At 68.8% G+C, this 3,415-nt stretch carries 4 protein-coding genes and 1 pseudogene; 2 read left to right on the top strand and 3 right to left on the bottom strand.

Annotated features, from left to right (window positions below; genetic code table 11):
* Together AC2VNT_RS16405 and AC2VNT_RS16410 are read right to left on the bottom strand one after the other, a co-directional pair.
* Window positions 1-258, bottom strand: a 258-nt coding sequence (locus AC2VNT_RS16405; RefSeq protein WP_486947862.1) for a hypothetical protein, incomplete at its 3' end; no start/stop codon positions are given.
* Between the two features lie 183 nt (window positions 259-441).
* Complete coding sequence (locus AC2VNT_RS16410) at window positions 442-843, bottom strand: (deoxy)nucleoside triphosphate pyrophosphohydrolase (protein ID WP_486947863.1); 402 nt, start codon at window positions 841-843, stop codon at window positions 442-444.
* 80 nt (window positions 844-923) lie between these two features.
* Here AC2VNT_RS16410 and AC2VNT_RS16415 point away from each other — a divergent pair.
* A pseudogene (locus tag AC2VNT_RS16415) lies at window positions 924-1,211 on the top strand (4a-hydroxytetrahydrobiopterin dehydratase).
* Here AC2VNT_RS16415 and AC2VNT_RS16420 read toward each other — a convergent pair.
* Window positions 1,186-2,373 carry a mannosyltransferase gene (locus AC2VNT_RS16420; RefSeq protein WP_486947864.1) on the bottom strand — a complete coding sequence of 396 codons (1,188 nt, stop codon included), beginning with the start codon at window positions 2,371-2,373 and terminating at the stop codon, window positions 1,186-1,188. The pseudogene AC2VNT_RS16415 and the gene AC2VNT_RS16420 overlap by 26 nt on opposite strands.
* A gap of 214 nt (window positions 2,374-2,587) precedes the next feature.
* Between AC2VNT_RS16420 and AC2VNT_RS16425 the strand changes: the two genes are divergently transcribed.
* The coding region (locus tag AC2VNT_RS16425) for an Rv1157c family protein (RefSeq protein ID WP_486947865.1) at window positions 2,588-3,415 on the top strand (828 nt) is incomplete at its 3' end.

Consider the following 3,415-nt stretch of genomic DNA (forward strand, 5'->3'; position numbering starts at 1 on the left):
GGTTGCCTGGTTCTCCCAGGTGATGATCCCGCCCTTGACGAAGATCTTCCACGAGCACGACCCGGTGCAGTTGACCCCGTGCGTGGAGCGGACCACCTTGTCGTGGCTCCACCGGTCGCGGTAGAAGGCGTCGGCCTCCCGCCCGCCGCGGCGGGTGACGGTGCGCAGGTCAGCCGAGAACTCGCCGGGGGTGAAGAACCGGCCGCTGCGTTCCAGCAACTCTTCTAGCGCGCTACCGACGTGAGGTGTTGTGGTCATCCGGAAGTCTCCTTGGGGTCGCTGCACACTCGGCCGCTGGATTTTTACGGCTCCGCGTCGACACCGGGTCGCGCCCCGGCGCACCGGCCCTTCGCCTGCAGCAGGCCAGCAATCCGCCAGCATACGGCTTATATCGTCAGGCGACCATAAATTCCACGCTGGGAAGTCGCTGTGCCGATTTCGTCAACCCGGATGTAGCGTCCGGGTCAGCTCCGGCAGCCAGGCGCGGTCGGCCGGCACCCAGTCGATGCCGGGCAGCTCCTCAGCGGTGGCCCAGCGCAGCGCCCGGTGCTCGTGCGGGCGTGGTTCGCCGCGGGCGAGGCTGACCCGGTAGGCCCGCAGCGTCGTGTTCGCATCCAGCGCGACGTCGTCACCGAGGCGCGCACCCACCTCGACGGCGTCGGCGTCCACACCCAGTTCCTCGGCCAGTTCCCTGGCCAGTGCTGCGGGCTCGGTCTCACCCGGTGCGACTTTGCCGCCGGGAAGCTCCCAGCGGCCAGCCAGTGTCGCTGGGCGGCACCGCTGCGCGACCAGCACGGCCGATCCGGCGATGATGGCCCCCGCGACGACGATCCGGTTCGGCATGTTCGGTGACGGTATACCGAACTCGACCACGATGGCCCCAGGCTCGCTGACGTGACGCGCTGTCCGCAGTACCGTCGGGTATGGCTGTGTTAACCGATGAGCAGGTGGCCGCGGCGCTGGGCGACCTCGACGGCTGGGAACACGCCGGCGGGACGCTGCGCCGGTCGGTCTAGTTCCCGTCGTTTCTCGCCGGCATCGACGCGGTGCGCCGGGTCGCCGACCACGCCGAGGCCAAGGACCACCACCCGGACATCGACATCCGCTGGCGGACGGGGCCTTTCGCCCTGGTCACGCATTCGGCCGGCGGGATCACCGCAAACGACGTCTCGATGGCCCACGACATCAACGCGATCTTGGCGGGTAGCTAAAGCGCTGGATGCCGGTCGCCGCAATCCAGCCGAGCGTCGCCAGCGCCGTTACGATGTAGACCAGCCCGGCCCAGGCCAGATACCAAGGCCGGCCGCCCTGCCAGATGCTCGGCTGGGCAAAGCTCAGCAACCACGGCACCCCGATGAGCGTCAACGCCAGCCAACCCCAGCCCAGAACCCGGGCGGCGGTGCGCTCCGAGAGCGGGCCGTGGATCAGCCAGACCATCAGCGGCACCAACCACACCCAGTGATGCGTCCAGGAGATTGGCGAGGCCAGCAGGCCGAACAGCTCGACCACCAGCAGCAGACCCAGTCGATCCGTCTGACGCAGCGCGCGCCAGGCCAACACAGCCAACGCCAGCGTGGCGGCGACGGCGATGAGCACCGGCGCACCGTAGCCGGCGTCGTGCCCGAGAATCCGGGAGATTCCGCCGCGCCAGGACTGGTTGAACGAGGTGCCGATCGGCCCGACCCGGCCGGTGTCGCCGAGTAGCTCGGTGAAGTAGCGGCGGGTCTGGTCGCCGGTGACCCAGACCGACACCGCGATGGTGGCGAGAACGACCACCGCCGCGAACACCACGGCGGCCCACCGTCGCGCCCCGGCGAAATAGACGCCGGCGACCGCCGGAGTCAGCTTCACCCCCGCGGCGGTGCCGACCAGCAGACCCGACACCCACCACCGTCGGCTGTAGACCGCGCACAACACCGCCAGCACCAAGAACACGTTGATCTGCCCGTAGTCGAAGGTGCTGCGCAACGGCTCGATCCAGATGGTCACCGCTGTCCACAGCATCGCGGTGCGGCCAGCGCCGCCAGCATCTGAGCCGAGCAGCCGCCGGCTGACGCGGACCACACCGTAGAGTGCGGCGATCGTCGCAACCTGCCAGAGAAATGCCAGCAGCGGAAACGGCAGCACGTGCAACGGGTAGAACACGATCGCGGCGAACGGCGGGTAGGTGAACGGAAGCGGGAAATCCGGCGTCTGGTCCGCGTAGGTGTAGTCGTATAAGGTGCCGGGCCGATCGAGCGTGGCGGCACCGCCGACGTAGACGTGCAGGTCGACGAAGTTGGCACCGTTGGGTGTCAGGTATGTCCAGGCGAGCCGCGCCGCGACGCTGACCGCCAACAGCAGCGGAGCCAGGCGGGTCCACTCGTTCGCCATCCGGCGGGCAGCAGGGGTGACGGGGATTGTGTCTACCGGCCCGACTTTAGCGAACCACCACCACCGGTCCGCTCGGTAACGGTTTCATAAACACCACACGTGTCACTTGAGTATCAGCTGTAACACGTTACCTTGACTTTTCGAACGTCCTTCCAAAGACCTTGCCCACGCCTCTCGACGCCTCTCGACGCCGCCAACGGGAATTGGAGAAATCATGTCGCAGATCCGGACGTTGCTCGCCGCCACGGCTGCCGTCGCGATCGGTTCGTCGACCGCGCTGCTCCTCAGCAATGACGCCAAGGCCGAACCGCCGCAGCCGATACCCGGCCTGCCCGCCCTACAGTCCCTGCAGTTGCCCGGTGTGCCCGCTATCGAGCAGCTGAGCCCGGTGATTCAGCAGGCGGCCGCCGATCCGTCTGGTGCCGTGTCGCTGCTGATGGCCGCGGCTGCCGCCTTCACCGGCAACTCTGCAGTACCCACGGGTGCCAAACAGGTCGCCGACTCGGTGACCCAGTTTGTGCAGGCACCTGCGGCGCCCGGGTTTGATGCGCCTCCGCAGGCACAGGTGGCGAACGATACGCCCGCCTCGCCGCCGCGCGACCCGTCCGCGCACATCCCGACCCCGGGCTCGGCGCCTGGCGGCGTCGCGCATCTGCCCACCGGCGTCGACCCGGCTCACCGGGTGGGTCCCAGGTGGCAGGCGGCACCAGCGACCCCGGCGGCCCCGGAAGCCGTAACCACACCTGCCCCTCCGGCACCCGACGCCGCGCCGGCCCCGGCACCGCCGGAGGCCGCCGGCCCGGCAACGGAGGTCACTCCGGTGTTCGGTCCCGACAGCCCGCCCACCCAGGACTTCATGTACCCGTCAATCGGCACCGGCTGCTTGTCGGACGGTGGCAACTCCATTGCGACTGCGCTGTCAGTGGCAGGCCCGGCGAAGATCCCCACCCCCGGGCCGGCATCCGGTCAGACCGCCTATGTGTTCACTGCCGTCGGTACGCCCGGACCTGCCGAAACGCAGAAGTTGCCGCTCAACGTCACC

The organism is Mycobacterium sp. TH-M15 (assembly GCF_057473705.1).